The sequence below is a fragment of the Bacillus sp. OTU530 genome, from assembly GCF_038440375.1.
Map to the genome: position 1 here is coordinate 1 of NZ_JASATP010000102.1, position 6,624 is coordinate 6,624.

5 protein-coding genes and 2 pseudogenes are annotated in these 6,624 nt (G+C 40.4%); 5 read left to right on the forward strand and 2 right to left on the reverse strand.

The genetic code is table 11. The features are described from left to right. Positions 1-575, reverse strand: a pseudogene (locus AAHB12_RS30800) (collagen-like protein); the annotation flags it as partial. 441 nt (positions 576-1,016) lie between these two features. On the opposite strand from AAHB12_RS30800, the gene AAHB12_RS30805 reads away from it, so the two are divergent. The 5 genes from AAHB12_RS30805 to AAHB12_RS30825 all read left to right on the forward strand — a co-directional run bounded on the left by AAHB12_RS30805 (position 1,017) and on the right by AAHB12_RS30825 (position 5,634). After that, complete coding sequence (locus AAHB12_RS30805; RefSeq protein ID WP_342048887.1) at positions 1,017-1,184, forward strand: hypothetical protein; 168 nt, start codon at positions 1,017-1,019, stop codon at positions 1,182-1,184. Positions 1,185-1,329: 145 nt separating this feature from the next. Continuing rightward, positions 1,330-2,688, forward strand: a complete 1,359-nt coding sequence (locus AAHB12_RS30810; protein WP_342048888.1) for a replication initiation factor domain-containing protein — start codon at positions 1,330-1,332, stop codon at positions 2,686-2,688. A 305-nt stretch (positions 2,689-2,993) separates the two neighbouring features. After that, on the forward strand, positions 2,994-4,280 hold the full coding sequence (mobV, locus tag AAHB12_RS30815; RefSeq protein ID WP_342048889.1) for a MobV family relaxase: 1,287 nt from the start codon (positions 2,994-2,996) through the stop codon (positions 4,278-4,280). A 217-nt stretch (positions 4,281-4,497) separates the two neighbouring features. Continuing rightward, positions 4,498-4,995 carry a hypothetical protein gene (locus AAHB12_RS30820; RefSeq protein WP_342048890.1) on the forward strand — a complete coding sequence of 166 codons (498 nt, stop codon included), beginning with the start codon at positions 4,498-4,500 and terminating at the stop codon, positions 4,993-4,995. Between the two features lie 120 nt (positions 4,996-5,115). Further along, positions 5,116-5,634, forward strand: coding sequence for a MerR family transcriptional regulator (locus AAHB12_RS30825; protein WP_342048891.1), 519 nt, complete (start codon positions 5,116-5,118; stop codon positions 5,632-5,634). Between the two features lie 446 nt (positions 5,635-6,080). Here AAHB12_RS30825 and AAHB12_RS30830 read toward each other — a convergent pair. Continuing rightward, a pseudogene (locus AAHB12_RS30830) lies at positions 6,081-6,624 on the reverse strand (collagen-like protein); the annotation flags it as partial.

A 6,624-nucleotide genomic window follows, 5' to 3' on the forward strand; every position in this document is an offset into this window, starting at 1 on the left:
CCTGCCGGTCCTGCTGGTCCTGTAGCTCCTGTTAATCCTTGAGGCCCTGCCGGTCCTGCCGGTCCTGCTGGTCCTGTAGCTCCTGTTAATCCTTGAGGCCCTGCCGGCCCTGCCGGTCCTGCTGGTCCTGCTGGTCCTGTAGCTCCTGTTAATCCTTGAGGCCCTGCCGGTCCTGCTGGTCCTGCTGGTCCTGTAGCTCCTGTTAATCCTTGAGGCCCTGCTGGTCCTGCTGGTCCTGTAGCTCCTGTTAATCCTTGAGGCCCTGCCGGTCCTGCTGGTCCTGCTGGTCCTGTAGCTCCTGTTAATCCTTGAGGCCCTGCTGGCCCTGCCGGTCCTGCCGGTCCTGCCGGTCCTGCTGGTCCTGCTGGTCCTGCTGGTCCTGCTGGTCCTGCTGGGCCTGGGGGTCCCCCTGCTGGTCCTGGAGGTCCTGCTGGTCCTGCTGGTCCTGCTGGTCCTGGAGGTCCCGCTGGTCCTGGAGGTCCTGCTGGTCCTTGTGATTCTGGTATTGGAGGGAATGAAGGTGGAAACGCACAAGGATTGCAAAGATTGAATGTTTTTTTATTCTGTGAGGACAAAAATAATCAAGTCCTTTCTTGTATATTTATTATTATGTAATGTCAATTGGGTTCTCTTGCCTGTATAGTTACCTATACGTATCAAAAAGAAGTCATAAAATGTATATTTTATTCACGTCAAGTTAACATAATCCTTAATTATCGGAAGTAGCCATGCCCAGGGCATCCGCGTGGGTACTGTGTTTCTCGCAATCTCCCTATTTATCAAATATGCAGGATTTTATGCAATTCCCAAGTGGTGTGGCTTTTGGTCTTCCGATCTTTTGGCAAGCCTCCCTATTTTTCGCATAAAATCCTGCATAGAACATTAGTAGGGAGCTTGATGAGTAGGGGGATTCTACCAATTTCGCTAAATATTTGAATAGTTTTAGTGGACGGGATATAAGTGTTGATGTTATGCTTTTTTTATGTATAACATTTTTTGTAAAGGAGATGAGGAGAATGGCAAAAATCATGAAAGCTCAAGAAGTACGAGTGTTAAAAGCTATGAGGATAAAGCAGGAAACAGTGGACGCTATTGAAATGCTTCAGAAAAAAGAAGGAATCAGTCAGGGGAAAATTATAGACCTTGCTATAGAGCTTCTTAGAAAACAAAAGGAATTAGCTTAGTGGTGTTTTTGCATTAGGTGACGCTCTATTAAAATTACCTGCCTATCTAATTAGCAGGTAAAGTTCGAGATTTTCTCGCCTTTTTACAAAATTACACTTTGGACGAGGTAGAAACCTATACAAATATTGGGAGGAGTATCTCAGAATGATTAAAGAATTAGTTCCTACCCAACTTCTAGACATTACTATCGATAAATTGAGTATTGTAGCAGATTTTAAAGAAGGTATTAAAAAAGATGAGTTTATTAGAGTTTTAACAAGTACAAGTATGATGTATGTCTTACAATCACACCATTCTAGAAATTTCGGTTATGAAGAGGTACTAAAAGCGGAATCGTTAGACTGTGGCTATCTTGAGTTAGCTGGAGACATTAAGAAAGGCGCTGTAGACCTTCCGCAACTCATTAGACATAGAATTAGTCTAGAGTCTCAAATAGAGCAGGAGAAAACGAGTAGAGAGGCTGGAGAGTCCTTGCTCTCAAATGAAGAGTATCAACATCTATTCGAAAATTTAGAGGACGTAAAGGAAATGATTGCGGAAACTGATGAGGATGGTAGACTTACTGATGCACGAAAACTAAAAAGGTATCGTAAGCAACTAGAATTATCAATAGAGCAATTAGAAGCAGAGGTACGGGCCTTAAAATCGGATATAGATAAACAGGAGTTATTAACTGACTTCAAAAATGAGGTTATAGAAAGTCTCCATCAGGATCATATAGATACATTGCTAAAGGAGTTAGGTTTAAAAGAGAAATTGATTATAACTAAAACTAAAGAGTTAACTAGGGCAGCTGAAATGGAATCACAGTTAGATGAAAATGGATTCCTTCCTAATAACAGGAAAAAGAAAACGGATAGGTTGCTGAAAGATGTGCGCTTTGAATTTAATCCTAAACACATGTTATACAATAACGTTGTGTATCAGGTTATATTAACCGTTTTAAAACTCCTAACAAACATAGAAATAACCGGAATACATATAGCCTGTGATTATCCTGTTAAAACCTCCGATTTGAAGATAAAAGACTTATCCAGTAAGACAGAATGTATCTTTCTGAACAGGGATAAAGAATTAGAAACTATGTATATAGGAAAACGTGGGAGCGATAACCATATTTGTATCTACAACAAGAAAGCTGAGAATGAAGCAAACGGGACTTTGGACCAATATCCAGATATAAAACATGTCACACGTTTTGAATCCCGTCTAAGAAAGAATAAAGCGAAAGAATGGATAGATACAGAGTACAATCCGTTTGAGTCAATAATAGTAGGAGATTTAGAGAGGATTGATGGGAAACTAAAGTTAAATGACCGTATCATATTAGAAGCTATTATGAGTGATTATCACGGGAGATATTTTGGGATGATGGATAAAGACCAAAAAAGAACGTGGAGAAAAAAGATAATACAGCATGTGCCTAAATTGTTTGATGTAGCAGAAGATTATAGACAGAAAAAAAGCCAGTTAATCGCTCAATTAACTGACTTACTAGGATAGTGCTATTACAGTAGCACTCAAGTTAAACAACATCTATAAAATACTATACCATAGAAACACGGAAGATTCCTTCCGTGTTTCTATGTTTTTAGATGTATAGCTAAATGATCACACTTCTTCTTAAAGATTCCCCTGAGAAAGGGGAATCTCTCGGCGCAGCCGAGCAGGTGGACGGCACGTCCACCTCCCGCAGGGCACACGGATATTGTCGCGATAGCTGACAATATTAGAGTATGTTCTGAAATTGACATCCAATTTGTTCTCATGCCATAATGAGGTGGAAAAATTTAGGGGTGGTGGGGTGCTTGAGTTACTCTATTTTTAGGGTCAAAGGCATAAAAACAACAGGGGATTTGAGAGGCATTGGAAAGCATAATGATGAACGTGTTTCGCACACCAATCTGGATATTGATAAGACAAGATCCAGTGAAAATATCGAACTTGTAAAATGTGCTGGCTCATATTTGAAAAAGTTCAATGAAATAACAAGTGAGATGAAGGTAGAACATGAAGAGCGGATGAAAACTATACGTTCTGATAGACGGAGAACATTTGACCAAGCAATCAATAGTGCGAAAAATGATGTAGCTGCTGAATTTCTTTTTACAAGTGATGATGTATTTTTCTGTGATAAATCACGGGAAGAGATTGAAGCCTGGGCAAATAAGTCTCTGGAATTTCTAGAAAAAGATATTGGTATTACAAAAGATAAAATCATTCATGCGGTGGTACATATGGACGAAGCAACTCCTCATCTGCATGTAGTTGCTGTTCCGTTAACACGTGATTATGATGGCCGGAGGAAAGCAGAGGTACTACAAATTAGTCGTAATAAGTTCATCCCTACAAAAGAGGATCTGGCACGTCTTCAGGACATCTACAATGAAAGGATGAACGAAAGGGGCTACAACCTGCAGAGGGGAACTACAAAGGACATCAAGCATGTGGCGGTAAGTGAGTTTAAAGAGCAAACGCAATATCATGAGCACAAGCTTGAAAGAGTACGAGCACAAGCCATAGAAGCAAAGAATTTAGTGGAAAAGCTAATGAAAGATGTGGAAGTTGTGTCGAGGGTAAATAACATTCCAGTACACCCAGAGATTGTATTGGAACGACAAGGATTCAAGAAGGTCGAGAAAGCCACAGATAGGGTAATTTTAGAGCCGAAAGACTATGAAGCTATAAAAAACCTTGCGAAAGCTTCAGATGTGCTTAAAACGCAAAATGAACAGTTTAAAGCGGATAATGATCGTTTAAAGGTACAGAAACAGACTTTTCAAACTGAAATTGAACAGTTGAGAAAAGAGAATAAAGAATTAAAAAAAGAAAATGACTTATTAAAGAAAACAATGGAGAAAGTAAAAGAATTTTATAAGGAGAAGGTGCCGGAGTTGGCAATTACGATTGGCTATATCAAGGCTGGTCTTCTAGACAAAGCGAAAGAGAAGTTGTTAAAGCGGTATTTTGGGGATGAAAACGAGGTTAAAGGTGCCCAAAAATTTGTCAACTATAAACAAGAACAGCTTGAAAAGCAAAAGCAGGAGAGAATGCGAACGAGGAGTCGAGATAGGGACTCTGGATTTGAGCGATAAGTAAAACAGCTTTGAACGGTTTATGACGCAGGAAGAAACGTAGTCTTTTTGTGAAGGGGAAGACCTTTGCTTTACAATCCGAAGGGTATAGGGCGAGGGGCGAATTTTCCCCGACCCCTATGCTCTTTGGGTTGCAAGGGTAGGGGACACCACGCGAAAAGGAAACGGCTTTTTCCGAGTAATAAATAGTGAAATGCGGTAGGACAGGAGGGGAAAAATGAAGGATAGGTTGATTTCAGAGATAATTAAAGAGATGAAGATAGTTTATGACGTGATCGATTTTAAGACTAAGAATTATTATCATACGGAACTACAAAAGAAATTAACCTCGATGGCTAAAACTTTTAATTTGGAAGGCGTAATAGAATACCGAATTAACTGTATAAAGGGGGATGAGGGAAGGAAAGGTAAAATAGATGTTGTTTGGTTAAATAGAGATGGTCGACCTGTTGTTGCAATTGAAGTTGAAAGCGCATTGAGACAAAAATCTGTTATGAAACTTATGTCTTGCAACGCGATATATAAGGTTTATCTATATTATGGCAGAAGTACTACATGGGATTTTAAAGGAATTGATAAGGGATTAGTAGAGAACAGTGGTGTCTTGTTTGTTCATGAGCCGATGGAGTTAGGTAGGAATAAAAAATATGGAATAGATAGACAAGAGTTATTATCGAGATTAAGGGAGCTACCGCTATGGATATGCTTAAAATAATCAGGACACTTAGGACAGAGGACAGATAGGACAGGACAGTAGACACTTAGGACGTCCTGAGGACAGGATTTTAAGAAGGACAACACGAATAATCTGTATGTACTCAAAGGAGGGATGAACTTGTTACGAGCAGTCCCACAAGAGAAAACATACACTGGTTCAATATTTGCTAAAAAGTTAGGTGTAAACCAGTCTACGCTTAGGAATTATAAGGCTCATTTTGTTAAAGCTGGTATCTCATTTACGGTAGAAAACAAGAAAACAGTCTATACAGAAAAAGACTTGCAGATGTTTAAAGCTATGTTAGATTTGTATAAACAAGGCGGACAGACAATAGCCGAATGTGTCCATACTGTCCTGAAAGGTGTCCTATCTGTCCAAAATGATAGAGGACAGTTGCAGGACGTCTTAAAACAATTAGAACAGCATGAAACACAAATAGAGCAACTACAAAAGTATATTGATACGAAATTAGAGCAAGAGTCCTTGCTAAGGGATGCCCAGGAGAAGCGTCAAGAGGAACGGGATCGACAGAGGGATGCCCAACTCGTGGAAGTCATACGAGGACTGCAAGAGATAAAGGCAGCGCAAGAAAAGAAAAGTTTTTGGCAACGTCTAAAGTGGTTTTTTTCTTGGTAAGTAAAAACGCTCCTAGAACGGAGCGTTTTTACTTTTGCTTTTATATTAAATTGACATAAAATCTGATATAGGAAGTTACATTTTGGTTGTCTATTTTTCAATAGCACATTTCAATGTTTCCAATTCTTTTTCTGAAAGCTTTACATATTTACTTAGTTCGTCAACTGTTGTAAGTTTTGGACGAATGAACAATTCATCTCTATCTGCTTCCAAATTGGATAATCATGCAGCCTTTTTTTTTGGAGTTCCTTCCCACTTGGTAACCAAAAAAAGTACCGTTTCCGGGATAAAAAAGGAGTACCGGACTTTTATTATAAACATTCCTACTATAGAAAGTGAAGCCCTGACATATTTATCAGTTTTTTTTGCAGGGGGACTCGAAAACTGTCTGCTAAACCAGTCTACAGCTTAGTTTGGTAGACGGTATGTCATTCTATTTTCCCCGTTTATTGGAGTCGTGTGATAACAAGGTGTGCTGAAACAGGCCTTGTTCCTCCCGCGAGAGGAGTGATGGTCAGTGCCGTAGAATTACCAGCGGGATTTCGTACAGTGAGTATTGAATTGACGACTGATGTTTGCACAAGAGCCATTCCTACTATCTGAGAAGTACCGGTTGCCCGCCCGACCACCGTATAGGCTAGGTCAGCGCCATTGAGAGTTAAAATCAGTTGGCCCGGTTCAGTCACACTCACTTGAAACAAGACCTGATAAGTGCCAATTGCAGGCAAGATAAATGAATCGGCAGTAGCCCGTACAATACCCGTTCCACTATTAGGCCCATCTTGTGGAAAATCCACGTCTGTTCCAGGAGCAACTGTTGTTGCATTATCAGGAGGCATCAACGCAAAAAAATCTGCAAAGGCTAATACTCCTCCAGGAACTCCTTGCGGTCCTTGTGGTCCTGTAGCTCCTGTTAATCCTTGAGGCCCTGCCGGTCCTGCTGGTCCTGCTGGTCCTGTAGCTCCTGTTAATCCTTGAGGCCCTGCCGGT

Bases quoted from the DNA above. Each gene is read 5' to 3' on its own strand.
- AAHB12_RS30805 (WP_342048887.1), top strand. From the start codon at position 1,017: ATGGCAAAAATCATGAAAGCTCAAGAAGTACGAGTGTTAAAAGCTATG.
- AAHB12_RS30820 (WP_342048890.1), top strand. From the start codon at position 4,498: ATGAAGGATAGGTTGATTTCAGAGATAATTAAAGAGATGAAGATAGTT.
- AAHB12_RS30810 (WP_342048888.1), top strand. From the start codon at position 1,330: ATGATTAAAGAATTAGTTCCTACCCAACTTCTAGACATTACTATCGAT.